The sequence below is a fragment of the Aureimonas phyllosphaerae genome (assembly GCF_047943035.1).
Classification (GTDB): domain Bacteria; phylum Pseudomonadota; class Alphaproteobacteria; order Rhizobiales; family Rhizobiaceae; genus Aureimonas; species Aureimonas phyllosphaerae.
This window is the reverse complement of sequence record NZ_CP181348.1, coordinates 222564-248424: the sequence shown is the minus strand read 5'-3', so window position 1 is coordinate 248424 and position 25861 is coordinate 222564. Positions and strand designations below refer to the sequence as shown.

23 protein-coding genes and 1 pseudogene are annotated in these 25861 nt (G+C 69.8%); 9 read left to right on the top strand and 15 right to left on the bottom strand.

Annotation, left to right across the window (positions count from 1 at the left end; all coding sequences use genetic code 11):
• Positions 1 to 50: 50 nt before the first annotated feature.
• Complete coding sequence (locus tag ACLNGM_RS01155) at positions 51 to 800, bottom strand: SDR family oxidoreductase (protein WP_416356843.1); 750 nt, start codon at positions 798 to 800, stop codon at positions 51 to 53.
• Positions 801 to 886: 86 nt separating this feature from the next.
• On the opposite strand from ACLNGM_RS01155, the gene ACLNGM_RS01150 reads away from it, so the two are divergent.
• Together ACLNGM_RS01150 and ACLNGM_RS01145 are read left to right on the top strand one after the other, a co-directional pair.
• On the top strand, positions 887 to 1240 hold the full coding sequence (locus tag ACLNGM_RS01150; RefSeq protein WP_416356842.1) for a winged helix-turn-helix transcriptional regulator: 354 nt from the start codon (positions 887 to 889) through the stop codon (positions 1238 to 1240).
• Between the two features lie 241 nt (positions 1241 to 1481).
• Positions 1482 to 3065: a Na+/H+ antiporter gene (locus ACLNGM_RS01145; RefSeq protein ID WP_416356841.1), complete on the top strand. Its 1584-nt coding sequence runs from the start codon at positions 1482 to 1484 to the stop codon at positions 3063 to 3065.
• A gap of 66 nt (positions 3066 to 3131) precedes the next feature.
• Here ACLNGM_RS01145 and ACLNGM_RS01140 read toward each other — a convergent pair whose 3' ends face one another.
• From ACLNGM_RS01140 to ACLNGM_RS01115, 6 genes are all read right to left on the bottom strand, one after another.
• Positions 3132 to 4091: a carbohydrate kinase family protein gene (locus ACLNGM_RS01140; RefSeq protein ID WP_416356840.1), complete on the bottom strand. Its 960-nt coding sequence runs from the start codon at positions 4089 to 4091 to the stop codon at positions 3132 to 3134.
• A 41-nt stretch (positions 4092 to 4132) separates the two neighbouring features.
• Positions 4133 to 5158, bottom strand: coding sequence for an ABC transporter permease (locus ACLNGM_RS01135; RefSeq protein WP_416356839.1), 1026 nt, complete (start codon positions 5156 to 5158; stop codon positions 4133 to 4135).
• Positions 5155 to 6726 carry a sugar ABC transporter ATP-binding protein gene (locus ACLNGM_RS01130; protein WP_416356838.1) on the bottom strand — a complete coding sequence of 524 codons (1572 nt, stop codon included), beginning with the start codon at positions 6724 to 6726 and terminating at the stop codon, positions 5155 to 5157. Before ACLNGM_RS01130 ends, ACLNGM_RS01135 begins: the two co-directional genes overlap by 4 nt.
• A gap of 80 nt (positions 6727 to 6806) precedes the next feature.
• Positions 6807 to 7805 carry a substrate-binding domain-containing protein gene (locus ACLNGM_RS01125; RefSeq protein WP_090965659.1) on the bottom strand — a complete coding sequence of 333 codons (999 nt, stop codon included), beginning with the start codon at positions 7803 to 7805 and terminating at the stop codon, positions 6807 to 6809.
• A gap of 82 nt (positions 7806 to 7887) precedes the next feature.
• The gene (locus ACLNGM_RS01120) at positions 7888 to 8871 is read right to left on the bottom strand and encodes an ABC transporter permease (protein WP_416356837.1); all 984 of its coding nucleotides are present in this window, start codon (positions 8869 to 8871) and stop codon (positions 7888 to 7890) included.
• A 392-nt stretch (positions 8872 to 9263) separates the two neighbouring features.
• Complete coding sequence (locus ACLNGM_RS01115) at positions 9264 to 10226, bottom strand: metallophosphoesterase (protein ID WP_416356836.1); 963 nt, start codon at positions 10224 to 10226, stop codon at positions 9264 to 9266.
• A gap of 409 nt (positions 10227 to 10635) precedes the next feature.
• On the opposite strand from ACLNGM_RS01115, the gene ACLNGM_RS01110 reads away from it, so the two are divergent.
• Together ACLNGM_RS01110 and ACLNGM_RS01105 are read left to right on the top strand one after the other, a co-directional pair.
• Positions 10636 to 11583 carry a dihydrodipicolinate synthase family protein gene (locus ACLNGM_RS01110; RefSeq protein ID WP_416356835.1) on the top strand — a complete coding sequence of 316 codons (948 nt, stop codon included), beginning with the start codon at positions 10636 to 10638 and terminating at the stop codon, positions 11581 to 11583.
• Complete coding sequence (locus ACLNGM_RS01105; protein WP_090965667.1) at positions 11580 to 11831, top strand: hypothetical protein; 252 nt, start codon at positions 11580 to 11582, stop codon at positions 11829 to 11831. The genes ACLNGM_RS01110 and ACLNGM_RS01105 overlap by 4 nt, the downstream gene beginning before the upstream one ends.
• 178 nt (positions 11832 to 12009) lie before the next feature.
• On the opposite strand, the gene ACLNGM_RS01100 is transcribed toward ACLNGM_RS01105, so the two are convergent.
• From ACLNGM_RS01100 to ACLNGM_RS01090, 3 genes and pseudogenes are all read right to left on the bottom strand, one after another.
• Positions 12010 to 12900 carry an SDR family oxidoreductase gene (locus tag ACLNGM_RS01100; protein ID WP_416356834.1) on the bottom strand — a complete coding sequence of 297 codons (891 nt, stop codon included), beginning with the start codon at positions 12898 to 12900 and terminating at the stop codon, positions 12010 to 12012.
• 144 nt (positions 12901 to 13044) lie between these two features.
• Complete coding sequence (locus tag ACLNGM_RS01095) at positions 13045 to 13266, bottom strand: tautomerase family protein (RefSeq protein ID WP_416358530.1); 222 nt, start codon at positions 13264 to 13266, stop codon at positions 13045 to 13047.
• Positions 13267 to 13366: 100 nt separating this feature from the next.
• A pseudogene (locus ACLNGM_RS01090) lies at positions 13367 to 13441 on the bottom strand (tautomerase family protein); the annotation flags it as partial.
• 104 nt (positions 13442 to 13545) lie between these two features.
• On the opposite strand from ACLNGM_RS01090, the gene ACLNGM_RS01085 reads away from it, so the two are divergent.
• Complete coding sequence (locus ACLNGM_RS01085; protein WP_416356833.1) at positions 13546 to 14433, top strand: LysR substrate-binding domain-containing protein; 888 nt, start codon at positions 13546 to 13548, stop codon at positions 14431 to 14433.
• Positions 14434 to 14747: 314 nt separating this feature from the next.
• On the top strand, positions 14748 to 16238 hold the full coding sequence (locus ACLNGM_RS01080) for an MDR family MFS transporter (protein WP_416356832.1): 1491 nt from the start codon (positions 14748 to 14750) through the stop codon (positions 16236 to 16238).
• Positions 16239 to 16297: 59 nt separating this feature from the next.
• Here the strand turns inward: ACLNGM_RS01080 and ACLNGM_RS01075 are convergent, their stop codons facing one another.
• Complete coding sequence (locus ACLNGM_RS01075; RefSeq protein ID WP_416356831.1) at positions 16298 to 17197, bottom strand: LysR family transcriptional regulator; 900 nt, start codon at positions 17195 to 17197, stop codon at positions 16298 to 16300.
• Between the two features lie 91 nt (positions 17198 to 17288).
• Here ACLNGM_RS01075 and ACLNGM_RS01070 point away from each other — a divergent pair, with 91 nt between their 5' ends.
• Genes ACLNGM_RS01070 through ACLNGM_RS01060 form a run of 3 tightly spaced genes read left to right on the top strand, consistent with a single transcriptional unit; the run spans position 17289 to position 20318 of the window.
• Entirely contained in the window at positions 17289 to 18578 is a 1290-nt protein-coding gene (locus ACLNGM_RS01070; RefSeq protein ID WP_090965676.1) for a CitMHS family transporter, read from the top strand.
• Positions 18578 to 19972 carry an acyclic terpene utilization AtuA family protein gene (locus ACLNGM_RS01065; protein ID WP_416356830.1) on the top strand — a complete coding sequence of 465 codons (1395 nt, stop codon included), beginning with the start codon at positions 18578 to 18580 and terminating at the stop codon, positions 19970 to 19972. The genes ACLNGM_RS01070 and ACLNGM_RS01065 overlap by 1 nt, the downstream gene beginning before the upstream one ends.
• A complete protein-coding gene (locus ACLNGM_RS01060) occupies positions 19965 to 20318 on the top strand; it encodes a hypothetical protein (RefSeq protein ID WP_416356829.1) in 354 nt (117 codons plus the stop codon). Before ACLNGM_RS01065 ends, ACLNGM_RS01060 begins: the two co-directional genes overlap by 8 nt.
• A 42-nt stretch (positions 20319 to 20360) precedes the next feature.
• On the opposite strand, the gene ACLNGM_RS01055 is transcribed toward ACLNGM_RS01060, so the two are convergent.
• From ACLNGM_RS01055 to ACLNGM_RS01040, 4 genes are all read right to left on the bottom strand, one after another.
• Entirely contained in the window at positions 20361 to 21683 is a 1323-nt protein-coding gene (locus ACLNGM_RS01055; protein WP_416356828.1) for a M20 family metallopeptidase, read from the bottom strand.
• Between the two features lie 84 nt (positions 21684 to 21767).
• Positions 21768 to 22181: a DUF3830 family protein gene (locus ACLNGM_RS01050; RefSeq protein ID WP_416356827.1), complete on the bottom strand. Its 414-nt coding sequence runs from the start codon at positions 22179 to 22181 to the stop codon at positions 21768 to 21770.
• Between the two features lie 44 nt (positions 22182 to 22225).
• The gene (locus tag ACLNGM_RS01045) at positions 22226 to 22954 is read right to left on the bottom strand and encodes an amino acid ABC transporter ATP-binding protein (RefSeq protein ID WP_416356826.1); all 729 of its coding nucleotides are present in this window, start codon (positions 22952 to 22954) and stop codon (positions 22226 to 22228) included.
• Positions 22951 to 25860 (bottom strand): FAD-dependent oxidoreductase, encoded by a 2910-nt coding sequence (locus tag ACLNGM_RS01040; protein ID WP_416356825.1) that lies wholly within the window; start codon positions 25858 to 25860, stop codon positions 22951 to 22953. The genes ACLNGM_RS01045 and ACLNGM_RS01040 overlap by 4 nt, the downstream gene beginning before the upstream one ends.
• Between the last annotated feature and the right edge of the window lies 1 nt (position 25861).

Here is a 25861-nt window from a genome sequence, read left to right as displayed (position 1 = left end):
GCGGGCGTCCCGTCGGGCCGCGGCCGGACGGGACGCCGATTGCGCTTCGGTCAGATCTGCGCGGCGCCACCGTCGGCAAACAGCTCGCTCCCCGTGACGAAGCTGCTCTCGTCGGACGCCAGGAACAGCGCGGCGTTGGCGATCTCCTCCGGCCGCCCCATGCGCCCGAGCGGCGAGGCCGCTTCGGATGCGGCGGCAAAGGCCTTGTTAGCCTCCTCGCCCGGCGCAAGGGCGTGCCAGCCAGGGGTCGAGGTCGCGCCGGGAACGAGGACGTTCACGCGGATGCCGCGCGGCGCGAGGTCGACGATCCAGCCGCGCGCGAAACTGCGGATCGCGGCTTTGGTGGCGGCGTAGACGCTGAAGGCCGGAATGCCGGTGGTCGCGGCGGTGGAGCCGGTCAGGATCACCGAGGCGCCGTCGGCAAGGAGCGGAAGGGCCTTCTGGACCGTGAAGAAAGTGCCCTTCACGTTGATCGCGAAGGTGCGATCGAAATGCGCCTCCGTCGCGTCGGGCAGTGCGGCGAACTCGCCGCCGCCCGCATTGGCGAACAGGACGTCGATCCGACCGGCGTCCGCCCCGACCGCCTCGAAGAGGCGGTCGAGGTCGCCCATGTCGGCGATGTCGCCCCGGATGCCGCGCGCGCCATGCCCGACGTCGGCCACCGCCCGGTCGAGTTCCTCCTGCCGCCGGCCCGTCATGAAGACGCGAGCGCCCTCCTCGGCAAAACGCCTGGCGCTCGCCAGTCCGATGCCGCTGTTGGCCCCCGTGATGACCGCGATCTTGCCGTCCAGCCTGCCCATCTCGTTCTCCTGTCGTTGGACGGATGCGATGTGGACGGGCGCAGATGTTTTATTTAGTACTGACATAAAGGTAAGCGAGGGAAGCGATGGCGGCGGGAAGTTCCGAGTGTGGTCTCGACGTCGCCCTGGCCGTCGTCGGCGGGAAGTGGAAGCCGCTGGTGCTCTACCATCTCCAGAACGGGCCCCGGCGATTCGGCGATCTCAAGCGGCTGGTGGAGGGGATCAGCGAGAAGGTGCTGATCCAGCAGCTGCGCGACCTCGAGGGCGCGGGCGTCCTGGTGCGGCGCGACTACCGGGAGGTGCCGCCCCGGGTCGACTACACGATCACCCCCTTCGGCCTGACGCTCGTCGCGGCGTTGATGTCGCTCTGCGACTGGGGAACGCGCCATCGCGCCGCGGTGGAAAGCCGCCTTGCGGCGGCATCCGCGCCGGCCGCCTGACGCTCGCTCGCCGGGGCCGTGGCAGTCGCCCATCGACCGCGGTCAGGCGAAAAGGGCAGGGCTGGACCGCATCCGGTCGCGGGCGGGGATCTTTGTCGCGACCTCGTCGACGTTCGGCTGGCGCGCCCGGCGCCGCGCCTTCAGCCGTGGATTGTCCGGCTCCCGCCGCCTGTCCACTGGCGATTCCCGCGGCTTTGCAGCAAGGATGTCGCGAGTTGTTCCTCGACCGCGCGGGATTTCGATGCACCCCGTTGAACTCTTCGAACTCATCGTCGCGATGTTCGTGGCGGTCCTGGTGCTGCACTACGTTGCGCAACGCCTGTCGCTGCCGCCGGCGGTGGCGCTGATGGTGGGTGGGGGCACCCTGGCCTTCCTGCCCGGACTGCCGCAGGTCGAGCTCGACCCGGAGCTCGTGCTCGTCGTCTTCCTGCCGCCGCTCCTGATGGACGGAGCCTGGTTCACGGCGCTGGCCCCCTTCCGTCGGCACCTGGCGGGCATCGCCTCGCTGGCGGTCGGCGCGGTCTTGTTCACGGCGGCAGCCGTGGCGCTGGCGGCCAAAATCGTCGTGTCGGACCTGCCCTGGGCGGCCTGCGTCGCGCTCGGCGCCATCGTCTCGCCGCCGGACGCCGTGTCGGCGCGCGCGGTTCTCCAGCGCGTCAAGCTGCCGCGGCGGCTCGGCACGCTTCTGGAGGGCGAGAGCCTTCTCAACGACGCGACCGGTCTCGTTCTCTTCCGCTTCGCCGTCGCCGCCACGCTGACGGGCACGTTCAGCCTTGGCGAGGCCCTTGGCAGCTTCGCGTTCCTGGTCGGGGGCGGCCTTCTCGTCGGCGGCGCGATCGGGGCCATCTGGGTGCTCCTGCTGCGACGCCTCGGCGACGACTACCTGATGATCGCCGCCTCCGTCCTCGTCTGCTGGGTCAGCTACATCGCGGGCGAGGTGCTGCATGTCTCGGGTGTCATCGCCACGGTGACGGCCGGCCTCGTCTGCGGCTGGTACCAGCACACGATCTTCACCGCGAGCGTGCGGCTGCGCGGGGTGGCCTTCTGGCAGACGCTGATCTTCCTGATGGAGGCGGCCGTCTTCATTCTGATCGGCCTGTCGCTGCGCGGGGTGCTCGAGCGGGTGGGCGGCATCGGCGTCGTCTGGCAGGACATGGCGGTGCCGGCCGCGGCGGTGATCGCCGCCATGACGCTCGCGCGCTTCGCCTATGTGTTCGCGGGCGACGCCGTCCTGAAGCAGCTGAAGCGCTCGGGCCGGCGCGCCGCCGAACCGCTCGGCGCACGGGCCGCGACCGTCGCGAGCTGGGCCGGCATGCGCGGGGTGGTCACGCTCGCGGTCGCGCTCAGCCTGCCCGAGACCATGCCCGAGCGCGACCTGATGCTGGTGATCGCCTTTGCCGCGATCATCGCGACCGTGCTCGTGCAGGGCACGACGCTCGGTCTGGTGATCCGCTGGGCGGGCCTGCGGGAGGACGAGCGGGCCCATCCGCCGCTCGACCTCTTCGCGGCCGAGGCCGCCATGCTGCGGGCGCAGCTGGTGGCGGTCGAGCGCCGCGCCTATTCCGACGACGGCACGCTCCTTCACCCGCGCCTTCTCGACAGCTACCGGCGCCGGGCGACGATCTCGACCGAGTTCCAGGGCTCGATGGACGAGCGCCAGGAGAGCATCGGCGCGCATTTCGACGTCATCCTCGCAGCCGTCGCGGCGGGGCGCGCCGAACTTATCCGGCTGCACCGGACGCAGCAGATCGACGACGAGACGATGCACGACCTCGAGCGCGACCTCGACCTCGAGGAACTCGGCGCCATCGCCGCGAGGGGATGAGTCATGTCCGGGGTCCCGGGCGTGAAGAGCGTCGGCGTGGTGACCCTCCGTCGCCGCCTTGCCCTCTCAGACCGGTCCGTCGGCGTCCCGGCGCGGTGTCTCGTTCATGAAGGCGAGCGTATCTTCGAACGAGCGGATGCCGGCATCCGAGCCGAGGCCGGTCGCGACGAGGGCGGCAGAGGCCTGTGCGAAGGCGAGGGCGGTCGCGACGTCCATCCGGTGGTGAAGCGCTGTGATGAAGCCGGCGTCGAACGCGTCGCCGCAACCCGTCGTGTCGACGACCTCGATCGCAAAGGCGGGCTGGCGGACGCTTTCGCCGCCAGCCGAAACGAAGCAGGCACCGTCGCCGCCGAGCGTGAAGACGCATTGCCCCACGCCCCGATCGAGAAAGAACGCGGCGGCGCCCCGCACGTCGGCGGTGCCCGAAATGTCGCGCGCTTCCTCGATCGAGGGCATGAAATAGTCGATGTGGGGCAGGAGCGGCTCGATGAGCGAGAGGGTCTGTGGTCCCGCACCCAGGAGATCGAAGGTGACGGTCCGGCCGCGCCGCTTCGCCTCCGCGAGGAGCCGCGCGCTCGGCTCGCCGTCGAGCCTTGCGAGGAGGCCGGTGCCGCCGAGATGGACGATCGGCGGCGCGAGCACGGCGTCGAGCGCCGCGTCGGCCACCTCGAAATGATCGGAGGCGCCGCGCGCATGAAGGGCCGGGCGGCTGCCGTCGCGCCGGATGTTGAGGATGGTCGCCGAGGTCGGCACGCCCGAAAGCCGCTGCATGGCGGACGTGTCGACGCCGAAGCGCCGGAGCGTCGAGAGGACGAAATCCGCCTTCTCGTCGTCGCCGACCGCGCCGACGGCGAGGCAGTTCAGGCCCAGCTTGGCGAGGTCCACCACCGTGCCGCCCGCCGTGCCCGCCACCGTCAGCCGGATCTCGTCGATGAAATCGACCTGCCCGCCGGGCGGAATGGCGTCCACCGGGCGCCCGAGGACGTCGAGGATGTAGAGACCGATGACGGAAACGTCGTGCGACATGGGGGTCCCTTCGAGGGCGGGAGGACGAGGATGAGGCGCGTTCAGTCGCGCTGACCGAGCGCGAAGATCGTGCCGGCGAGGAGGATGAAGCCGCCGACGATGGCGAGTTGCAGCGTGCTCGGAATACCGACGAAGATCAGGACGTTGCTGACCAGCGTGATCAGGAAGACGCCGAGCAGCGTGCCGGCGACGCTGCCGGAGCCGCCGGTGATGCGCGCACCGCCCAGTACCACGGCGGCGATGACGTCGATCTCCATGCCGGCCAGATCGAACGGATTGGCGAGGCGGTTGGAGGCGACGTGGACGACGCCTGCGATCCCCGCCAGGAGCCCGGCATAGGCGAAGACGAACACGCGCACCCGGAACAGGCTGATGCCGAGCCGCTCCGCGATGCCCGGATTGCCGCCGACAGCGAACACCGCGCGACCCATCAGCGTGCGCTCCAGGATGAACCAGGTCACGACCGAGGCCACCAGCAGGACGAGAACCGTCGCCGGCAGAAGCGAAATGCCGCCGCCCGGTGCCGTGTGGGTGTAGAGGGAGGCCCGGCCGAAGGCGTCCATGGCGGTCGGGATGTTCATGAACAGCGCGGTCCCGACAAAGGTCAGAAGGAAGCTGCGGATGATGTACTGCGTGCCGATCGTGACGATCAGCGAGGGCGCGCGAAGCGTATGGACGAGAAGGCCGTTGGCCGCGCCCAGAAGCGCGCCACCACCTGCGGCCAGCAGGAAGAACACCGCAAGCGGCATGTCCGGCACATGGTTCGTCGCCAGCATCGTCAGCGCGTACATCATGAGCGCGGCGATCGCGGTGAACGACACGTCGATGCCGCCGGCCGCCAGCACCACCAGCACCCCGAGGGCGAAGAGCCCGCGAACGACCGAGGCGCGCAGGACATCGAACAGGTTGTTGACCTGCAGGAAGTCCGGATTGGCGATCGTCACCGCGATGCAGGTGAGGATCACGAGGACCAGCGTGAAGAGTTCCGGGCGGCGCACCATCCGCTCCCACAGGCGCGAATGGAGGGGAGGCACCGTGGCGGGCGGGGTCGAGGCGATGTCGGTCATGGCTGGCTGCCCTCTCCCGCCGAGGCAAGCGCACGATAGATCGTCTCCTCGCTCCATGCCTCGGCCGGTCGCTCGGCCACGATCGCCCCCTGCCGCATGACCGCGATCCGGTCGCAGTTCTGCAGAAGCTCGGGCAGGTCGTCGCTGATGATGATGACGGCCATGCCGCGATCGGCGAGCCGCTGGATGATGCGGAAGATCGTGTCCTTCGACCCGACGTCGACGCCGACGGTGGGACCGTGGAGGATCAAGAGGCGCGGCTCGATCGTCAGCCAGCGGCCGATCAGGACGCGCTGCTGGTTGCCGCCCGAGAGCGACTGGACCGGGAGATCGACGCTCGGTGTCGCCACCTGGAGGTCGGCCACCGTGGCCTCCGCGAGCCTGCGGGCGCGTCGGCCGCTGATGATGCCGAGCGCGCCGCGCAGGCGCTCCAGCACCGGCAGGGTGATGTTCTCCTCGATGGACTTCTCGAGAAACAGCCCTTCGGTGAGGCGGTCCTCCGGCACGTAGCCGATGCCGGCCTCGATGGCCTCGCTCGGCGTGCCGATCTCGATCGCGGCGCCGTCGAGCCGGATGCGCCCGGTGCGGGCCGGGCGGACACCCGCCAGCGCCAGCGCGAGTTCGTTGCGCCCGGAATCGGCAAGGCCCGTGAAGCCGAGGATCTCGCCGCGCCGGAGCGAGAAGGACACGTCGTGGAACGCGTCCGACCCGAGCGCCTCGACCTCGAGACGTGTCGCGCCGAGGGTCGGCTCGGAGCGGTAGCGCGCCTCGCTGATCTCGCGCCCCGTCATCCAGTGCATGAACTCGGCCTTGGAATGGTCCGCGACGTCGAGCTCGGCGACCTTGCGCCCGTCGCGCATGATGATGGCGCGCCCGCCGATCGCCTTGCACTCCTCGAGCTTGTGGGTGACGAACAGCACGGCGACGCCGCCCGCGCGCAGCCGTTCGACGACCCGCAGGAGATTGTCGACCTCCTGGCGCGTCAGCGAGGTCGTCGGCTCGTCCATGATGACGAGCCGGGCATCGGCGGCGATCGCGCGGGCGATGGCGACGAGCTGGCGCACGGCGAGCGGCAGCGTGTCGGTTCGCCGGGTCAGGAACTCGCGGTCGGTCGGCAGCTGCACCTTGGCGAGCGCGGCGCGCGCCGTGTCGAAGAGGGCTCTCGTATCGAGGCGGCGCGCAAGATGCCCGTCGGCGGCCACGAGCTGACCCGTGAAGGCGATGTTCTCGGCGACCGAAAGGTTCGGCAGGAGGGACAGGTCCTGGTAGACCGTCTCGATCCCGGCGCGCAGCGCGCCGATCGGTCCGATGTCTCCGGCCCGGTCGCCCGTCGCCTTGCCGTCGACCAGGATCTGGCCTTCATCCGCGGCCTGCGCGCCCGAGATGATCTTGATCAGCGTGCTCTTGCCGCAGCCGTTCTCGCCCATGAGATGGTAGACGCGGCCTGCTTCGATCACGAGGTCGACCGCCTTCAGTGCATGAACGCCGCCGAAGGATTTGCGCACGCCCCGGATCTCTAGGAGCGGAGGGGCGGCGTCGACCGTGAGCGGCGCTGGAACGACGGACATGATGGGATCCTGATGAAGGCGGTCGTGCTCCGGGGCCAGGACGGCCCCGGAGCGATCGGACGCGACGCTCGCGCCGCGGCTTAGAACGGATAGTTCTTGTAGGAGGCCTTATCGACGTCGACCCAGGCCTCGCCTTGGACGATAACGCCCTTGCCGGGCCCCTTCTTCACCGACACCTTGTTGTAGCCGGGCACGCCGAGGTCCATCCCGTCGGTCACTTCCTTGCCGTCGAGCACCATGTTGGCGACGACGTTCATGACGTAGCCGGCATCCTTCGGGTCCCAGAAGAAGATCTCGTCGACCGCGCCGGTGTCGAGATAGGGGCCGGTGTCCTTGGGCAGGCCGAGGCCGTAGACGCAGGTCTTGTCCTGGAGCCCGGCCTCTTCCACCGCGCGGCCGATGCCGATCACGTCGATCGCGGACGAGCCCTGGAAGCCCTTGATGTCGGGATAGCGGCGCAGGATCTCCTTGGCCTTCTCGTAGGCCTTGTTGGCGTCGTTGAAGGACTCGTTCTTGGCGGCCACGAGTTCCATGCCGGAATACTTCTTGGCGTTCTCGGCGCCCGCATCCACCCACTGGTTGTGCGTCAGGCTGCCGAGCGAGCCGACGAAGCTCGTCCACTTGCCGGACTGGCCCATGCAGGCCGCGAGCTTCTCGTTGATGCGCGTGCCGAAGGCCTTGTTGTCGAAGGCCTCGATGTCGACCGCGGTGTTGACGAGGCTGTCGCCCTCGTGGGTGATCACCTTGATCCCACGCTGCTCGGCGCGGCGCAGCACGCCTTCGAGCGCGGAGGGATCCATCGGTACGACGGCGATGGCCGAGACGTTCTTGGCGACGAGATCCTCGATGATGCGGCCCTGCTGGGCGGCGTCAGCCTTGGCCGGACCGACCTGGCTCGTCGCGACGTTCGAGTGCTCGGCGCCGTAGGCGTCGACGCCCTGGTTCATGCGGGTGAACCAGTTCTCGCCGGTCACCTTCACGACGGTGACGATGGTCGGCTTGTCTTGGGCCGCGGCGGCACCCGCCCCGAGGGCGAGGCCGAGCGCCGTGCAGGCGGCGAGCTTGCGGAGTGTGGTCATGCGGATCCTCCCGTTGGATGTGCTAATGCGAGCGCGGTTTCCCGGCCTTCTCCCGCCGAAAAACCGCGCGGTCTGCGTGTCTTCAGCGGCTCGGCCGAAGCCAAGCGCCGAAATCGAACCTGGCGAAGGCCAGGAGCGCGAGGAGCAGGACGCCCCAGGCGAGGTCCCTGAAGAAGTTCGAGATGTCCATGAAGTTGAAGAGGCTCGACAGGATCTGGAGGGCCGTGGCGGCCAGAAGCACGCAGCCGACCTTCCCGTAGCCTCCCTCCGGCTTCACGCCGCCCATGACCGCGATCAGGATCGCGATCAGGACGTAGGAGCCGCCGTAGTCCCACTTCACCGATGCGTTGCGGGCTGCGATGACGATACCGGCGATCGCCGACAGAAGGCCGCTCGCGGTGTAGGTCAGGACGATCATCCGGTGTTCCGCGATGCCGCCGTAGCGGGCGGCCTTCGGGTTGCTTCCGAGAAGCATCAGGCGAACGCCGAAGGGCGTGAAGCGCAGAACGAAGGCGATCACGGCAGCGACGACGAGGAAGAGGGCAAAGCAGATCGGCATGCCGAGGATCGGGGAGTTGCCGAAGTCGTCGAGCGGCGGGATGTAGCCGAGGCTCAAGGCCGAGCCGTTGGTCAGAAACACCGCGATGCCGGTGAAGAGGAGCTGCGTGCCGAGGGTCGCGATCAGCGGGGTCAGGCGGCCGTAGGCGATCACCAGCCCGTTGGCGAGGCCGCCGACGAGGCCGATCGCGAGCGCGAAACCGGCGAAACTCCACGAGAAGAGGTTCGGCGCCACGTCGGGCGCCACGAACAGCTTGGCCAGCATCAGGGCCGCGATGCCCGACAGGTTGGCAAGCGCGATACCGGACAGATCGATGCCGCCGTTGCCCGAGGTCATGGCGAGCATCACCCCGAAGGCGAGGAGGCCGAGTTCGGGGACCTGCGCCGCCATCGACTGGAGATTGTAGCTGTCGATGAAGTTGGCGCCGGCCAGCCACGCGCCCGCCGTCAAAAGGGCGACGTTGAGCAGGCCGAGAAAGACGCTCTGCCGGTCGAAACTGCGAAGCAAATCGCACCTCCCGTACGATCCTGGCTCGAAACGTCACCGACTCGCTGAGCGAACCGGCCTCCCCACGTTTCGATTTTTGACATTTGTCGCGAAGGTTATGGCGAATGTCAATTCGACTCAGGTGTCAGCGACATGTTTTCGCCGAGCCGGCAAGCGGGCGGTCGGTGTCAGCCGAACGACGTCCGGTGCAAGCCGTCGTGCGACCTGCGAAACGCACCGTGCCCTTCGATTGCAGCCGACGAGGCCCTGTCCAAGGATGCCCGATGGCGGAGGGCTTGGCGTGGCGGAACAGGGTTCTGCCGAGAAGCTTCGGACCGACGCCGCTTTCGAGCCGACCATCGGCCGCGCGCTCAAACGGCGGTGCTGTCCGCCAGGCGTTTTCCGGGCGTGCGCTACACGCCTGCGGAGGGCGGGTGGTCGTCCCCGAGGTCGATCACCACGATCTCGGGCGGCACCCCGAACCGGACCGGCGCGATGGAACATCCGAGCCCTCCCGACACGACGAGGTGAGCGTCGCGGCCGTCGGATCGCGGCTCGACCACATGGCCGTAGGCATAGCGATTGGCGTATCGCGAGGGCACCACGGGCGAGTGCCCGAGGAGCCGGATCTGGCCGCCATGCGTATGGCCGGACACGGTCAGGGCAACCGGACGCGTCGCTGCCCGTACGTCCGGAAACACGTCCGGCTCATGCGCCATCAGGATCACGGGCGCATCGTCCGTGACGGCGGCCAGCGTCGCCGGCAGGTCATCGACGCCCCGCCAGGCGCTGCGGCCGTACTGGCGTTTGGGCAGAAGAGCGAGCTGGTCCCCAAGGCCGGCGATCCAGAACGGATGGCCGTCCTTGGACAGGCGGACGGCCTGGTTCTCCAGGACAGGCAGGCCCGCCCGCTCCAGCGCGTCCTGCCCGAATGTGGGTCCGTGCCCTCGCTGCTGCGCCGCCTCGTCCTCCCACCAGTCGTGGTTGCCGAGGACCGCGTAGCGCCCGAGCGGCGCCCGGAGCCCGGCCAGGATCGACGCCCAGACGGACGGGTGGACATCGGCCGTCTTGAACCGGCGCATGCCGACCGAATAGTCGCCGAGAAGGAGCGTCACGTCGGGCGCGAGCTCGTTGGTCCGATCGACGATGTCCGAGATGCGGTCCGGCCGCATCCAGGGGTGGCAGGCATGGACGTCCGCCACGAGCGCCAGACGCAGGCGAAGCCCCCTCGGCCAGCCGGGCGGCGTGAACGCGTATCGTGCGACGCTCAACCGCCACATCGGCTCGAGCGCGAAGGCATAGGAGCCCAGCGCGCCCGTCGCGAGGGCGCCGAGGCCGAGCGTTCGAAGAAAGCGGCGACGGGTCAGAAACGGCATGCGAACCCACGCCAACCGGGAGAAACGATGCGGGCAGGACCATGCCCTGGCGACCTTTTAGAACGGCGGGGCGGCGTGTGGCCAGAAGCGATGACGCGGTCGGACGAGATGGGGCGCGGCGGCAGCTCGGGTCTGCCGACCTCGGCCGCCGCTCCGGGCCGGCCACCGGGGGGGGCGACGCCGATTGCGCCAGCCGACGCCGCGATGGACCATCGGAAACGAACGGCCGGATCCGTCGCCTCGTCCCGGGGGGGGGCGGGGCCGGAGCATCGGCGGACAGGCTTCTCGAGATGCCCATCCGTTCGGACGGAATTGGAGACAGGTGCCGACCGGCCGAAAACTCGTATCGATCCTTTATGCGGTTGGGACGACATTCCGCCCATCGAAACAACGGGAGCGAGCTCCTTCGATGGGTTCCGCATTCTCCGGCGTGGTGACCTCACTGATCACGCCCTTCAAGTCCGACTTCGATTCCGACGTCGGCCTGTTCACCGAAGTGGACATGTTCCGCGTCGCCGCGCTCACGCGCTGGCAGGCCCGCAGCGGCGTATCGGCCGTCGCGGTCGCCGGCTGGGCGGGCGAGGGCTCCAACCTCAGCCGCGCCGAGCGCATCGAGGTGATCGAGGCGGCGGTATCGGCAAAGGGGCGGATGTCCATTCTCGCCCATGTCGGCACGCCGAGCACGGCCGCTTCGATCGCGCTCGCCTATGATGCCGAGAGGACGGGCGCGGACGGCCTCGTCCTCGTCATGCCCTTCTACAACAAGCCCTCGTTCGCCGGAATTCGAGCGCACGTCCAGGCGGTCGCGTCCGCGACGGAGCTGCCGCTGTTCCTCGAGTTCGACGAGGCCGCAACCAAGGTTCACCTGTCGTCATGCCAGATGGCGGAACTGACCGAGATCGCCAACGTCGCGGCGATCATCGACCATTCCGCCAACCCCTTGCATGTCGAGTGCATGGCAAGGGCCCGCGACGGTGTCGCCTTCCTGGCAGGACACGAGCCGACGGCAGCGGCCAGCGGCCTTCTCGGGGCGGACGGCCTGTTCAGCGCGGTCGCGAACGTCGCGCCGACGCTGGTCGTCGGTCTGTGGGATGCGATCCGGGGCAACGACGGCGCCTTGGCGCGCGAATTCCAGTCCCGCCTTCGCCCGCTCGTCGATCTCGTCGAGGCCGAGGGCGTCGCGGCCTTGAAGGAACTGCTGCACGAGAGCGTCGGGTGCGAGACGACCGTCCGGTTGCCGCTTCACACCCTGTGCCGGGACGCGCGCCGTCAGGCGGCGTGCGTCAGGGACACGATGGAGGCGATCCCGCCGCGCGTTCCCATGCTGCATGTGGCCGGCCTGGAGGCCGCCCGATGAGCGCGGTGTCGAAGATCGAACCCGACCCCTTGGCGTTCACGCTGCGTCCGGGCGGGCACGGGAGCTGGATCGTCGAGGGCCCCTGCAACTGCTGCGGCGGCATCTTCGTCTCGCGCGAGGCGGCGCTGGAGTTCGCGCGGCGCGAACGCCGCGCGCTGGAGGAGGTGGCGCGCCACATCTGCTACACGCCGCCCGGGGACGCCGCCGAGGTCGCAGCCGCACCTGCGATCCGGCTGTTGGCATCGTGACCGAGGCGGACGATCGGGCAGGAGGATGCTCGTTTCCAGCCTGAATGGTCTCCCCGCATCCTCGACCCGTCATCCCGAATGAACTGGCGGCCGGGTTTTTCCGGCTCGCGGCCGAGGGCCGACGTCCGGCCGATCGGCTTCGGACCGCTCCGGCGCGGGTTTCGAGAGCGTGCGATTGTCAGTCCGAGTAGGTCCGACGCTCGATGTCGGCGACGAGGCCGATCTCCCTCGGCTCCCAGCCGAGCGCCTTTCTCGTCCGGGCCGAGGAGGCCGGTCCATGACCGGCGACCCAGACCGCGAGGCCGCCGAAGTGGTCCTCGGCCTCCCCTGGCGACAGGGACCGGGCCGGGACGCCGACCTGCCGGCCGATCGCCTCGGCGATCTGCCTGAACGGGACGCCCTCCTCGGCAATGGCATGGAAGGCCTCTCCGCGGGCGCCGCGCTCCAGCGCAAGCCGATAGACGCGCGCGGCGTCCAGGCGATGGACCGCGGGCCAGAGATTGCTTCCGTCCTCGACATAGGCGGAGACGCCCGTGCGCCGCGCCACGGCGGCCAGCATCGGCACGAAACCGTGGCGCTCGCCCTGCCCGTGCACGGAGCGCGGGTTGCGGACGACGGAGGCGTGGATGCCGCGCTCGGCGAGCGTGAAGGCCGTCTGCTCGGATGCGCGGGGGAAGGCCGGATCGACGGGCGGCCGGGCGCTTTCGTCGAAGACCTCTCCCCTCGGCATCAGGAGAACGCCGCCGGTGACGATCACGGGGCGGCTGGAGCCCCGGAACACCTCGCCGAAGGTCTCGATCGCGCGGCGCTCCTCCTCGGCCAGTTCCGCGATCTTCGACAGGTCGAGGCCGAAGGCGGTGTGGATGATGCCGTCGCTCGCGGACGCTCCGGCCCGCAACACGTCATGATCGGCCAGCCCTCCCACGAGGGGCTGGATCCCCTTTCGTGCCAGAGCCTCCGCCTTGTCGCGGGACCGGACCAGTCCGGTGACGGAATGCCCGGCCTCGATCAGGCCGTCGGCGATCGCCGAGCCGATCCAGCCGTTCGCTCCGGTGAGGAATAGGTGCATGAGGATCTCCTTCGTGCCGCTGGCCGCAAGGCGGTCGCAGGAATGCGAGGGCGTCGAACGACGGCGTGGGAGAGAGGCGCCCGGCCGAGGCACGCGGTCGTCACTGTCGGAACGACGCGCGCGGCGGTTCCCGCCCGGTGACGGTCAGCTGTCCGCCGAGACGGTGACATAGGGCGCGAGGCCGTTGCCGAAGGACCAGTCGGGCTTGTCGTTCGGGCTGATGACGATCTGGACGTCTTCGCGGCGGACGCCGGGATCGGCGGCCAGCCTGTCGACGACGGCCTGGTAGAAGGCCGTCTTCTGCGCGGTGTCGCGCCAGTTGCTGGCCACCACATGGACGATGACGATCCCGTCCGTGCGCTGGATGCCGAGATAGTTCGGGCTGTAGATGATCTCGCCCGGCGCGTTGCTCGATGATCTGGAAGCGGTCGTCCTCGGGGACGCCGTAGGCCTCGACGAGGGCCGCGTGAACGCCGTCGGCGATGCTGCGGACCGCTTCGGGCGAGCGGCCGTGGAAAAGGCTGATGCGAACGAGAGGCATGTCGGGCTCCAAAGGGCGATTTATCGGTTTCCACGTCTATTCCTGCCGTGATCGATCGACTATTTGGAAGTTTCGCACCAACCGTTCGGAATGAGTGAAGCGACGTGGTCCGTCCCCATCTCGACATCGACGCGCTCCGCACCTTCGTCCTTGGCTTCGAGCTCGGCAGCTTCGCGCGCGCGGCCGATCGCGTGGGGCGGTCGCAATCGGCCGTCAGCGCCCAGCTTCGCAAGCTCGAGGAACAGGTGGGGCAGCCACTGGTGACGAGAGCCGGCAGGGGCCTGGCGCTGACCGACGCCGGGGAGCGGCTCCTCAGCTATGCACGCCGCATCCTCGACCTCAACGACGAGGCGATCGACAGCCTGCGTCGTTCGGAACTCGCTGGGCGTGTCCGTCTCGGACTGCCGCAGGACTTTGCCGAGGCTTGGCTGCCCGAGGTCCTCGGCCGGTTCTCCCGCGTCCATTCGAACGTCCTGGTGGAGATCGTGGTCGAGAAGGTCCATGCCCTCGTGGACAAGACGCGGCAGGGGGAACTGGACCTGTCGCTGGCCTGGGGCGCCTCGATCGACGCACCGCATCTCACGCCAATCGCGGAGATCCCCACCGTCTGGATCGGGCGCCGCGACTGGCGGCTCGGCCGCATCGCTCGGGGCGAGCCCGTCCCGCTCGTTGCGTTCGAATCCCCGTGCTCGTTTCGCGATCCCGCCATCGGGGCTCTCGATCAAGCCGGCCTGCCCTGGCGGATCGCCGTATCCAGTCCCAGTCTGTCGGGTCTCTGGGCCGCCGCGTCCGCGGGCCTCGGCATCACGATGCGCACCCGCATCGGCCTGCCGGACGGGCTCGTCGCGCTCGACCCCACCGAATCGGGTCTCCCGGCGCTTCCAGCCGTCTCCCTGACGCTGGTGCGCGCGGAGAGCGAAGAGGATCCGACCGTGAGCGCGCTGGCCGAGATTGTCCTCGGGGTGATCGCGGAACGGCTGAAGACCGTCTGATCGTCGTCGCCGTCGTTTCGTCGGAACGCGGGGATGGAAGGGCCGACATCCGCAGGTCGAAGGCGCGCGAAGCCCCCTTTGCGAAGGGACGGCGCCGAGACCGAAAGGGACGGGCCGGAAACCGCGCTTTTCCTGCGAGAGCGTTCCAGGCGGGTTCCCACCGTTCAGGCCCCGCAGCGCGACCATTGTGAACGGGGAAGGGGTGGCCAACGGTCGATCGACACCGTATGTCTCCCTTGCGATTCCCATCGAAGGTATCACGCCGCCCGGCGGCCCGGCTCGTCGCCGCCCGTGAAGCGTTCGTTTCGATTTCCATGTCCGTCCCGTCTTCCGCCATCGGCCTTGCCGATGCCGTGCCCGCCCGGCGCAATTTCCGCACCATCGCCCTCATCGTCGCCAGCGCCATGTTCATGGAGCAGCTCGACGCCACCATCCTCGCCACGGCGCTGCCGACGATGGCGCGGGACTTCGGCGTCGGCGCGCCGTCGATGAGCATCGCGCTCACCTCCTACCTCATCAGCCTCGCGGTCTTCATTCCTGTCAGCGGGGCGGTGGCCGATCGCTGGGGCTCGCGCACCGTGTTCCGGGCCGCCATCGGCGTCTTCGTCGCGGGATCGGTCCTCTGCGCACTGGCGCCCTCGCTCGGGTTCCTCGTCGCCGCGCGTCTCCTCCAGGGGCTCGGCGGTGCGATGATGATGCCGGTCGGGCGCCTCGTGCTCCTGCGCTCGGTGGAGCGGCGCGATCTCGTCTCGGCCATGTCTTGGCTTCTCGTGCCCGCCCTCATCGGCCCGATCCTCGGGCCGCCGGTCGGCGGCTTCATCGTCACCTATGCGGACTGGCGCTGGATCTTCTACATCAACGTGCCGGTCGGCCTCGTCGGAATGGTGCTCGTCAGTCTCTTCATCGACGAAACCAAGGGCGAGCGCACCGGCCCGTTCGACGGCGTCGGCATGATCCTCTCGGGCATCTCGCTCGGCTCGCTCCTGTTCGGCTTCGAGACGGCGAGCCGCGACAGCGAGGGGATGCTGGCGCTCGCGCTCGTTGCGGTCGGCCTCGTGGCGGGCGCGGCGTATCTCCACCATGCCCGGCGCCATGCCGCGCCGATCCTCGATCCCGCGCTGATGCGCGTGCCGTCCTTCGGCACCTCGGTGATCGCGGGATCGCTGACCCGCATCACGCAAGGGGCGCAGCCGTTCCTCCTGCCGCTGATGATGCAGCTCGGCTTCGGGCTCTCGGCGGCGACGAGCGGCCTCGTCACGATCGCGACCGCGATCGGCTCGCTGATGATGAAGGCGCTGGCGCCTCGGATCCTGCGGCGCTTCGGCTTCCGCCAGGCGCTCGTGGTCAACGGGATCCTCGCCGCGCTTCTCTACGGCACCTGCGCCTTCTTCCGTCCGGACTGGCCGCTGCCCGCGATCTTCGGGGTGCTGGTTTGCTGCGGCTTCTCCATGTCGTTCCAGTTCACCGCCTACAACACGGTGGCCTACGACCGGATCTCGCCGGCGCAGATGAGTTCGGCGACGAGCTTCTACACGACCTTCCAGCAGCTGATGCTGTCGCTCGGCATCTGCGTGGCGGCGCTTGCCCTGCACGGCTCGATGGGTGTGCAGGGCCAGGCCGCACCAGAACTGTCCGACTTCTCGGTGGCCTTCGCGGTCGTGGTGGCGATCTCGCTTCTGGCGACGGTCTGGAACCTGCGCTTCTCCGCCGATGCCGGCCGCGAGATCAGCGGCCACGGCCGCGTCGCCGAGACGGTGAAGCGTCCGGCCGCCGAGACGAGCGAGGCGCTCGAGCACGGTCGCTAGCGGCCGCATGACGGAGGTGCGCTCGGTCGGACTGCGCCGGGCGAGAGTGCGTCGCAGCCTCAAGGCGCGAGCATCAGCAGCCGCTGGCGAACCAGGGCCGCCGTCGGCGACAGCGTTCGTCCTCGCCGCTGCACGAGACAGATCGCGCGGTGGACCACCGGTGCGGTCAGCGGGCGCGTGACGATCCCTTCCGTGTCGAACGCCTTGAGCGCGAGTTCCGGCAGGGCCGTGACGCCGAGCCCCGCCGCGACGAGCGCGCCGGCCGAGGCGAGATGCGAGACCTCGAACGCCGGCACCACCGCGCAGCCGGCGGATGCGAACCCTTCGTCCGTCAGCTGGCGCACCGAGGTCAGGCTTCTCATGGCGACGACGGGATGCGTCGCCAGATCGGCCCATGAGAGGTCCGGCAGGCTGATAAGTGCATGGCGAGCGGACAGGACGGCCACGAAGCGATCCGTCGTCAGGGGTTCGAAGACGAGATCGGGCAATCGCCGCGACGGCTCGACGGCAATGCCGAAATCGACCTCCCCTTGAGCCACCGCGCCGGTGACCCCGTCGAGCAGCGTATCGATGATCGAGAGCCGGATCTCGGGGTCGTCGCGGCGCAGCCGCGCGAAGAGCGGCGGCAGGATGGCCGAGGCAATCGAGGGCAGGGCGGCGATCGCGACATGGCCGCCGATCGCCGACAGCGACTGCGTGATCTCGTCCAGCGAGGTCGTGAGGTCGTGGATCACGCGCCGGGCGATCGGCAGCAGCGCCTCGCCCTGCGGCGTCAGGGCCACCGACCGGCTCGTCCGGTCGAAAAGCCTCGCTCCGATCCGCTGTTCGATGCGCGCGACCGCCCGGCTGACCGCTGGCTGCGACAGAGCGAAGTGATGGGCGACCGCCCGGAAACTGCCGGTCTCGACGAGAACCAGGAAGACCTGAAGCTCGAAGGGCGAGAGATCGATACGCTTCATGCATCGATGCATGAACCGAATTCAATTTACGCACAAGTCGGCGGGTGCGAACTTGCCGACCGGCCTCGGGAGAAGGCCTTGGGAGGAATTCATGCTTGCCGTGCTCGGCTTTGGCACGATCGCCGTTTTCCTGGCGATCACCTTGAGCGGACGCCTGTCCGTGCTCGTCGGCCTCGTTCTCGTGCCGCTCGCGGCGGGGCTTCTCGGCGGCTTCGGCGCCGACCTCGGCAAGATGATGATGGACGGGATCGTGCGGGTCGCGCCGACCGGCATCATGATCATGTTCGCGGTCCTGTATTTCGGCCTGATGATGGGCACCGGGATCTTCAAGCCGATGATCCTCGGCCTCGTGTCGCTGGTGCGCGGCGATCCGGTGCGGCTCTGCCTCGTCTCGGCGGCGCTGCCGATGCTGGTCGCTCTCGACGGCGACGGCGCGACGACCTTCCTGATCTCGATCACGGCACTCCTGCCGATCCACCGGCACATGCGCATGAACCCGCTGGTGCTGCCGGGCATCGTCGCGCTGGCGGCCGGCACGATGAACATCCTGCCCTGGGGCGGACCGACCGCCCGCGCGATGAGCGTCCTCGGCACGAGTTCGCAGGACATCTTCCAGCCCGTGATCCCCGCGATGCTGGTCGGCCTGGCCTGGGTCTTCCTGGTGGCGGCCTATCTCGGGCTGAAGGAGCGCCGCCGCCTCGGCGTCGCCGACAGCTTCGACGCGGGCGCCCACGTCACCGAGACGGCGGAGGACGCGGCGGCTCTGCGGCCCCACCTCTTCTGGTTCAACGTCGCGCTGACGCTCGTGCTTCTCGTCATGCTCTTCACGCATGTCCTGCCGCTCGCCGTGATCTTCATCATCGGTTTCGCGGTGGCGCTTCTCGTGAACTATCCGAGCTGGGAGGCCCAGCGCGAGCGGCTGGTGGCGCATGCCGACAGCGTCGTGACCGTCACCACCATGATCTTCGCCGCCGGCATCTTCACCGGTATCCTCCAGGGGACCGGCATGATCGAGGCGATGGCGACCTCGCTCGTCGCCGTGGTGCCGAACGGCATGGCGCCCTACCTGCCGCAGGTCGTCGCCGTCGCGAGCATGCCGCTCAGCCTCGCCTTCACGCCGGACGCCTTCTACTTCGGAATGCTGCCGGTCTTCGCCCAGACCGCCGAGGCGCTCGGCCACGAGGGCATCGAGGTCGGACGCGCCGCCATCCTCGGGCAGATGACGACGGGCTTCCCGCTCAGCCCGCTCACCGCCTCGACCTTCATCCTCATCGGCCTGTCGGGCGTCACGCTTGGCGCGCACCAGCGCTTCATCTTCAAATGGGCCTTCGCGACGACGCTGATCATGGCCGCCGTCGCCTGGATCACCGGAGCCATCTGATGTCGGACGCAGACCTTCCTTCCCTCGTGCGGATCGGCTGCGCATCCGGCTTTGCCGACGATCGCTCGGATGCCGGCCTCCCCGTCGTGCGCGAACTGGCCCGCCACGAAGGGCCCCGCTTCCTGCTCTACGAGACGCTGGCCGAGCGCACGCTGGCGCTGGCGCAGCTCCGGCGCCGGCAGGACCCGGAGGCCGGCGCGAGCGAGGCGATCGAGCGCTTCCTTCGGCCCGTGCTGGCCGAATGCCTGGCGTCGGGCATCCGTATCGTCGGCAATTTCGGGGCCGCCAACCCCCGGGGCGGCGCGCGGATCATCCGCCGCCTCGCGGCCGAACTCGGCCACCCCGACATCCGGATCGCCGTGGTCGAGGGCGACGACATCTCCGGCGCCTTCTCGCACGCGGAACTGAGGGCGCGCGAGATGGACGGCGACCTCCTCGCCGATGCCGCCGGGATCGTCTCGGCCAACGCCTATATCGGCGCCGAAGCGATCGCCGAGGGCCTCGACGCCGGTGCCGACGTCGTCGTCGCGGGACGCGTCGCCGATCCGTCGCTGGCGCTCGGGCCGCTGATCCATGCCTTCGGCTGGCGGCTCGACGACTGGGATCGCCTGGCCGCCGGAACGCTCGCCGGTCACCTCCTCGAATGCGGCTCGCAGGTCACGGGCGGATACTTCGCCGACCCCGGGATGGCGGACGTCCCGAACCTTGCCGAGGTCGGCTACCCCATCGCGGAAATCCTTTCCGACGGCGCGATCACGCTGACCAAGCCGCCGGGAACGGGTGGGCGCGTCGACCGCGAGACCGTCACCGAACAGCTTCTCTACGAGATCCACGATCCCGCGGCCTATCTCACCCCCGACGTCGTCCTCGACCTCACCGAGGTCGGGATCGAGGTCGTCGGCAAGGACCGGGTAAGGGTGGCCGGCGCGCGCGGGCGGCCGAGGCCCGAGCGGCTGAAGGCGACGGTGTGCGTCGATGGCGGGCATCTGGCGGAAGGCGAGATTTCCTATGCCGGCGCGAACGCCGCGCGCCGGGCGGCTCTGGCGATCGAGGTCGTGCAGGCGCGGATGGCGCGGCGCTGGCCGGATCTTCTTGTGCGCGCCGATGCGATCGGTGTCGCCAGCCTCTTTCACCCGGCCGGTCCCGCGGCGCTCGGACCGACCCTTGCGGTTTCGCCTTGCGAGGACGTCCGCGTCCGCCTCGCCGCCGCCTCGCCCGACCGCGCCGGACCGGAGGAACTCCTGCACGAGGTTCGGGCGCTCTACTGCGCGGGTCCGGGCGGCGGCGCGGGCATCCGCACGCGCCTCACCCACCGTGTCGCCAGCGCGTCCTGCCTCGTGGAGCGCGAGCGCGTCGAGCCCCGTATGGAGATCCTGGAGCCGCACCATGGCTGAGACGACGCTGCGATCCCTCGCCCACGCCCGGTCGGGCGACAAGGGAAACCGCGCCAACATCGCGGTGATCTGCCGCGATCCCGCGGACTACGAGCGCCTGCGGCAAGTGGTGACGGAAGCCTTCGTCGCCGGGGTCTTCGCCGCGCGGCAGCCGACGCGGATCGTGCGCTACGAACTACCGCGGCTGGCTGCCTTCAACTTCGTCCTCGACGGCGTGCTGGAGGGCGGCGTCAATGCGAGCCTCGGGCTCGACGGCCACGGCAAGTCCCTGTCGTTCCAGCTCCTGTCCGCGCCCTTGCCGCCGGCAGAGCGCCCGGTCGAGCGGATCCGTTTGTCGCCTGAGTGACGGACGGCCATTCGGCCATTCCGACAGGACCCTCGCGCGGCATCATGGCTGCGTCGTGCTGGACGGCGCCTCGCACCAGGCCTCGACGACCGAGGCCGTCACATCGATCGCGCGGGAGAGATCCGCGAGGTCGACCCATTCGCCGACCCCCTTCGCCATGGTGAGATCGCCGCATCTCGGACCGTAGCCGACCGTCGGGATGGAGCGCTGGACGAGCGGGTTGCGGATGTCGCTCGATGTATGGAGCGGGTTCACCCTCGGATTCGCGCCGGCCTCCAGCAACGTCGCCCGGACCAGTCGGTAGAGGGGGCCGTCGACGTCGGTTTCGGCGGCCGAAACCCCGGAGAGCCATGTCACGTCGGGCCGCGTGGCCTCGGGCCATCGAAGGCCCTGCCAAGCGCCCGATACGGCATCCTCCACCAGCGCCTTCGCCTCCGCCAGGGTCTCACCCGGCACCAGCGACAGAACCGCTGCGATCCGGCACGAGGCGGGGATGCGCGCGGAGGCGCCGGCCGACCCGGCCTCGATCCGCGTCACCAGGAGGTTGGTGGAGCGGCCGACCGCCGCCTGCAGGAGCGGGTGCTGGACGCTTTTCCCTCGCGCGCGGTCGAGCGAGGCGAGGGCGTCGAGGACGGCCCGCATCGCATCGAGCGGGTGATGGGCCAGATGGGCGAAAGCCGCATGCGACGGCTCGTCCGTCTGCGGGAGACGCCCCGCGATCTCCACCGCGAACTCGATCTGCCCCGGTGCGAAGGCCTTGATCTCGTCGAGGCCGGCACCCGATTCCGCCGGGTGCAGGTAGATCGCCGCATCCGCCGAAAGGCCGGCGGCGAGCGCTGCCGCGATCCCGCGACGATGCCGCTTCGAGGGCGATGAAACGAGGGTGACCGGCGCGGGCGGGGTCCAGCCGCGGGCGTGCAATCGAGCGAGCGAGGCCAGCATGATCACGATCCCGGCGATGTCGTCGGCAACGCCCCATCCGATCAGCCGGCCGTTCTCGACGCGTGGCTCGCGGGGATCATGCGACCAGCCGTGATCCGCCTGGAAGGCTTCCACGTCGGGATGGGCGAAAAGGAGAAGGCTTCTGGCACCGTCCGCGGCCGTCGACGGGGCGATCCGCCCGATCAGGCATGTCTGTTCGCCGGCGGCGGTATCCACCCCGGAGGCGAACTCCTCGATCAGCGGAACGGCCTGCGGATCGTAGACGAGAGGCTCGACCGCGCAGCCCACGGCTTCCATTCGCTCCGCGACGAGACCGGTGAAGGTCGCCTCGTCGCCCGCCGCCGCGACAAGCCGCATCAGGAGGTCGAGTTCCGCCGGGGAAAGGGGGATCTCGCGGGACGCCGCGGCTTCCAGGGTCGTCATCGATTGCGGCTCCCTGTCGGACGATGAATGGGGCGGCGGCCAGCCCGTTCGGGCGCTCCCGGCTGCCGCTCCATCCTCTGTCGCTCACGTCAGATGGAAACGGATCGGCTTTGCGCCGGTCCACAAGGTGCCGCGGCCGAGTTCGGCCAGCGCGTCCAGCTTGTCGATGATCGTCAGGAAATGGTTGCCGGCCAGCGGCCCCGCCTTGGACGCGAAGGCGACCGGGCCGTAGGCGAGAAGGATCTCGGTCTCCGACACGCCGCCGGGATAAAGGATCATCTGGCCGGGATGGGGATGGCTGGTCGCGTTCTCGTACGGCAGGCCGAAGTCCTTGTCGCCGAGCGGGATCCAGCAGGCTTCGCCCGACCAGCGCACGTGGATGACGCGTTCGGAATAGGGAAGGAGGTCGCGAAAGGCCGCCACGGTCCGGGGGGCGGCCTCGGTCTCGAAGCGCGCGGGAAAGGCGTGGCCGTCGATCTCGACGATAAGCTCGCTCATGGATGTGTCCTGATTGAGGGTGGGCCGCGGCGCGGACGAGTCGCTCAGTGCCGCAGGATCTTGCCGAGGAAGGTCTGCGTCCTCGGATTGGTGACGTCGGAAAAGAAGGCCTCGGTCGGCCGGTCCTCGACGATCTCGCCCTGGTCGATGAAGACGACCCGCGTCGCGACGTTTCGGGCAAAGCCCATCTCGTGGGTCACGCACATCATGGTCATGCCTTCGCGGGCGAGACCGACCATGACGTCGAGGACTTCGGCGATCATTTCGGGGTCGAGCGCGGAGGTCGGCTCGTCGAAGAGCATGGCCATCGGGTCCATCGCCAGGGCGCGGGCGATCGCCACGCGCTGCTGCTGGCCGCCCGACAACTGGCCGGGATACTTGGCCGCGTGGTCGGCGAGCCCCACCCGGTCGAGCAGCGCCAATCCCTTGGCCTTCGCGACGTCGGGCGTGCGCTGGAGGACCATCTCCTGCGCGATCGTCAGGTTCTCGATGATCGACAGGTGCGGGAACAGCTCGAAGTTCTGGAACACCATGCCGATTCGCGTGCGCAGGTTCGGCAGGTCGGTCTTCGGGTCGCCGACCTCGATGCCCTGGACCCGGATCGAGCCCTCGTCGAAGCCCTCGAGCCCGTTGACGCACTTGATGAGGGTCGACTTGCCCGACCCCGACGGGCCGCAGACGACGACCACCTCCCCCTTGGCGACATGGGTGCTGCAGTTCTTGAGGACCTGGAACTTCCCGTAGAACTTGTTGACGCCTTGGATCTCGATCATGGGCGGCCTTTCGCGAAGCGCGTGACGGAGAAGGGGCCGATGTCGTGCGTCGCGGGCCTTCCGGCCACGAGATCGGCGGTGATGCGGCCAACGAGCGGCCCGAGGGTGTAGCCGTTGGATGTGACGGCGTTGAAGAAGCCGGGGGCGTCGGGGTGCTCGCCGAGGATCGGCGCGCCGTCGATGTTGATGTTCATCGCCGCCCAGCTCCGGATGACATGCGCCTTGCGAAGCGCAGGCACGACGTGCTGCGCCACCCAGAGGTTGCCCTCCAAGCTGTCGAAAAGCGGGCGCGGATGCTGGTGCACCGGATCGAGCCCGGCGGTCCAGCCGCCGCCGATGATGATGTTGCCGTTCGCCGCCTGCTTCAGCGTCAGGTGGCGGCCGGCATGTGCGACGAGGCAGGACACGAGCGGGGCGACGGCTTCGGTCACGACCATCTGCAGCGGGGCGCCGAAGACCGGCACGTCCAGCCCGAGCATCGCGCCGATGCGCGAGGCGAAGGCGCCCGCCGCGTTGACCACGCGGCGCGCTCGGATCGGGCCGCGCGAGGTGTCGACGGCATAGGCGTCGCCCTCGCGCCGGATCGCCCGGATCTCGGCCTTCGTATGGAGGCGTGCGCCGGCCGAAAGGGCCGCCGACAGGACGCCTTCGGTGGCCACGAGCGGGTTGATCTTGCCCTCCTGCGGGCAGAACGCGGCGCCGAGGAAGCGCTCCGACAAGGCGGGCTCGCGGCGGCGGAGTTCCGCTGCGTCGATCAGGTCGCAGCGAACCCCTCGCGAGCGCTCGACCGCGGTCTTGGCTTCCAGGAAACGCAGATGCTCCTCGGTCTCGGCGACCATCAGGCCGCCGGTGACCTTGATTTCGAAATCCGCCGCCAGCTCTCGTTCCAGCTGGCGCCACAGGTCGATCGAGTCCCGCTGCAGCGGGAGGGTTCGCGCAGCCGGCCCGCCGCCGGCTTCCGCGCGTGCGCCGTAGTCGAAGGAGAGGAGCTGCGCATGCAGGCTCCCCGCATTGCCGCCCGAGGCGCCGGAATTGGGAACGCCGCGCTCGACCACGGCGACGTCCTCGCCCGCGCGGGCGAGGAACAGCGCGGTGGACAGTCCGGCGATCCCGGCGCCGATCACCAGCGTTCCGACGGAAAGCGGCGGCAACGGTTCGGCGTCGGGAGCCGCCCGGTCGGGCAGGAGCGCGCGGCGATGGCCGCCCCATTCCGGCTTCTCCAGCGCGAGCGCGGCCAGGGGGATCGGCCGGAGCGGCATCTGCGCGGCGAGCTTGGGCACGACCGCGCGGGCCTCGGGATCGCGCGCGGCGGCCCGTGCGAGGACCGGGCCGCAATAGCGGCCCTGGCAGCGGCCCATGCCGGCGCGGGTCATGCGCTTGAGGCTGGCGGTGTCGCCATGGGGCCCCTCTGCCAGCGCCTGCGAGACGGCCGCAAAGCTCACCGCCTCGCATCGGCAGGCCAGCGTGTCCGCGGATGGCGGCGGAGCGTCCGACGCGTCGAAAAGGGTCCAGAGCGCAGCCTGGAACGTCTCGTGCCGGGCGAGGCGCCGGCGGTCGGCCCGCTCCTCGTCCGCCTCGATCGCCGTGTCTGAGCCGAGCTCGCGCGATGCGGCGCGGCCCGCAAGGCGACCTTGCGCCAGCGCCACGTGGGCGCCGGCGAAGCGGCCGGCCTCGCCGATCACGAAGACGTCGGGCTGGGACGTCCGGCCGGTCTCGTCACGCTCGACCTCCAGCCGGCCGCCGCGATCGCGGTGGGCGCAGCCGAGGAGCCGCGCGAGTTCGTTGGCGGAGGCAAAGCCGTTGCCGAAGACGACGGCGTCGACCGCAACGCGCCGCTCGCCCTCGGGGGTCGCGTAGACGGCGGCCTCGACCCGCCCGTCGCCCTCGACCCGCACGAGTTGCGAGGACCAGGAGAGGGGGATGCTCGACGCGCGCAGCCGGGCCATCTGCCGCATGCCGGCAAGCGCGAGCGCCGGGTGGCTGATGACGAGGCGACCCGCCTCGCGCGGCCGCGTGTGCGGGGCCGGGGCCCGGTCGAGAACCGCGGCGACCGTCGACCCCGCGGCGGCAAGCTCCAGGGCCACCTGCAGGTTGAGAGGACCGTTGCCCGCCACGAGGATGCGTTGCCCGGCGGACACGCCGTAGGAGCGGATCAGCGTCTGCGCCCCGCCGGTGGTCATCACGCCCGGCAGGGTCCAGCCGGGAAGCGCCAGCGGCGTCTCGAAGGCGCCGGTGGCGACCACGAGCACGCGCGGGCGCCAGCGGGCCGCCTCGCCCCGGCAGAGGGTTCCGAGAACGAGGTGGCCGTCCTTGTCCCGCTCGGCGCCCCAGACGAGCGTCTCGCCGCGGATGGCGACGCCGAGGCCGCGCACCCGCTCGATCAGCGTCGCGCCCTCCTGCATCTGCCCGTCGCGCGCCGCCATGCCCTGGCGCTGCTTGTAGAACTGCCCGCCGGGGCCGGGACGCTCGTCGAGCACCGTCACGCTCGCCCCGTGCCGTGCCGCGGCCTCCGCGGCCGCAAGGCCCGCCGGCCCGGCGCCCACGACCAGAACGTCGACGCTCCGTTCGAGGATCTGCGTCGGCAGTCCGGCGAGATCGGCAAGGTGAGGATCAAGGAGGTCGATCCGCACGGGATGGCTCCGCACGTCCTGGCCGTCCTCCGACCTGGTGAGACAGGCGCGCTGCCCCGCACGTCCGTTCACCACCACGAGGCACTCGTGGCAGACGCCCATGCCGCAGTAGTGGCCGCGCGGGCGTCCGTCCTTGCCGATGGACTGCGCCTTGAGGCCCGCCGCGATCAGCGTCGCCGCAAGGCTCTCGCCCGGCACGGCCGGGAGAGCGCGGCCATCGAACCGGATGGTCGCCGTCGCGCCGACGCGGGAGCTGGGGGCGGGCGCCATCGGCATG

Bases quoted from the DNA above. Each gene is read 5' to 3' on its own strand.
- ACLNGM_RS01155 (WP_416356843.1), bottom strand. From the start codon at position 800: ATGGGCAGGCTGGACGGCAAGATCGCGGTCATCACGGGGGCCAACAGC.
- ACLNGM_RS01150 (WP_416356842.1), top strand. From the start codon at position 887: ATGGCGGCGGGAAGTTCCGAGTGTGGTCTCGACGTCGCCCTGGCCGTC.
- ACLNGM_RS01145 (WP_416356841.1), top strand. From the start codon at position 1,482: ATGCACCCCGTTGAACTCTTCGAACTCATCGTCGCGATGTTCGTGGCG.
- ACLNGM_RS01140 (WP_416356840.1), bottom strand. From the start codon at position 4,091: ATGTCGCACGACGTTTCCGTCATCGGTCTCTACATCCTCGACGTCCTC.
- ACLNGM_RS01135 (WP_416356839.1), bottom strand. From the start codon at position 5,158: ATGACCGACATCGCCTCGACCCCGCCCGCCACGGTGCCTCCCCTCCAT.
- ACLNGM_RS01130 (WP_416356838.1), bottom strand. From the start codon at position 6,726: ATGTCCGTCGTTCCAGCGCCGCTCACGGTCGACGCCGCCCCTCCGCTC.
- ACLNGM_RS01125 (WP_090965659.1), bottom strand. From the start codon at position 7,805: ATGACCACACTCCGCAAGCTCGCCGCCTGCACGGCGCTCGGCCTCGCC.
- ACLNGM_RS01115 (WP_416356836.1), bottom strand. From the start codon at position 10,226: ATGCCGTTTCTGACCCGTCGCCGCTTTCTTCGAACGCTCGGCCTCGGC.
- ACLNGM_RS01110 (WP_416356835.1), top strand. From the start codon at position 10,636: ATGGGTTCCGCATTCTCCGGCGTGGTGACCTCACTGATCACGCCCTTC.
- ACLNGM_RS01105 (WP_090965667.1), top strand. From the start codon at position 11,580: ATGAGCGCGGTGTCGAAGATCGAACCCGACCCCTTGGCGTTCACGCTG.
- ACLNGM_RS01100 (WP_416356834.1), bottom strand. From the start codon at position 12,900: ATGCACCTATTCCTCACCGGAGCGAACGGCTGGATCGGCTCGGCGATC.
- ACLNGM_RS01080 (WP_416356832.1), top strand. From the start codon at position 14,748: ATGTCCGTCCCGTCTTCCGCCATCGGCCTTGCCGATGCCGTGCCCGCC.
- ACLNGM_RS01075 (WP_416356831.1), bottom strand. From the start codon at position 17,197: ATGAAGCGTATCGATCTCTCGCCCTTCGAGCTTCAGGTCTTCCTGGTT.
- ACLNGM_RS01070 (WP_090965676.1), top strand. From the start codon at position 17,289: ATGCTTGCCGTGCTCGGCTTTGGCACGATCGCCGTTTTCCTGGCGATC.
- ACLNGM_RS01065 (WP_416356830.1), top strand. From the start codon at position 18,578: ATGTCGGACGCAGACCTTCCTTCCCTCGTGCGGATCGGCTGCGCATCC.
- ACLNGM_RS01060 (WP_416356829.1), top strand. From the start codon at position 19,965: ATGGCTGAGACGACGCTGCGATCCCTCGCCCACGCCCGGTCGGGCGAC.
- ACLNGM_RS01055 (WP_416356828.1), bottom strand. From the start codon at position 21,683: ATGACGACCCTGGAAGCCGCGGCGTCCCGCGAGATCCCCCTTTCCCCG.
- ACLNGM_RS01050 (WP_416356827.1), bottom strand. From the start codon at position 22,181: ATGAGCGAGCTTATCGTCGAGATCGACGGCCACGCCTTTCCCGCGCGC.
- ACLNGM_RS01045 (WP_416356826.1), bottom strand. From the start codon at position 22,954: ATGATCGAGATCCAAGGCGTCAACAAGTTCTACGGGAAGTTCCAGGTC.
- ACLNGM_RS01040 (WP_416356825.1), bottom strand. From the start codon at position 25,860: ATGCCGATGGCGCCCGCCCCCAGCTCCCGCGTCGGCGCGACGGCGACC.